This window comes from Stenotrophomonas terrae, assembly GCF_001431465.1.
Taxonomy (GTDB): domain Bacteria; phylum Pseudomonadota; class Gammaproteobacteria; order Xanthomonadales; family Xanthomonadaceae; genus Stenotrophomonas; species Stenotrophomonas terrae.
This window is the reverse complement of sequence record NZ_LDJJ01000096.1, coordinates 1-628: the sequence shown is the minus strand read 5'-3', so window position 1 is coordinate 628 and position 628 is coordinate 1. Positions and strand designations below refer to the sequence as shown.

Annotated in this window: 1 protein-coding gene; it reads left to right on the top strand. The window is 63.2% G+C overall.

Annotated features, from left to right (window positions below):
• Positions 1 to 628: MFS transporter (locus ABB27_RS18695; protein WP_152984690.1), on the top strand; the 628-nt coding region annotated here is incomplete at both ends.

Below are 628 nucleotides of genomic sequence, written 5' to 3'. Positions count from 1 at the left end.
AGCTGCTGGCGCCGCTGGTGATGGTGGCCTCGGGCTGGATGATGGTGGCCAAGCTGTGGGCAGTCGGCCTGGCGGTCACCGCCATCCTGTTCTATCTGTTCAGCAAGGAAGATCCCTCGCTGGAAGACCGCCGCCGCAGTGGCGTCAAGCCGATGTCCTTTGCCGAGCAGATGGCACCGCTGAAGAACCTGCAGGTGTGGCGCTTCTCGCTGTACTACTTCTTCGTGTTCGGCGGCTTCGTCGCGCTGGCGCTGTGGCTGCCGCATTATCTGGTCGGCGCCTATGGCATGGATGTGGGCACCGCCGGCATGTTGGCGGCCTGCTATTCGATCCCGGCCAGCCTGTTCCGGGTGGTGGGTGGCTGGCTGTCCGACCGCATCGGTGCGCGGCGGGTGATGTACTGGACGCTGGGTGTATCGGTGATCTGTACCTTCATCCTGGCCTATCCGGACACCCGCTACATCGTGAAGGGCATACACGGCGAGATCAGCTTCCATCTGGCGATCAGCGTCACCCTGTTCACCGTGCTGGTGTTCGTGCTCGGCTTCTTCATGTCGCTGGGCAAGGCCGCGGTCTACAAGCACATCCCGGTCTATTACCCGCAGCATGTGGGCTCGGTCGGTGGCGT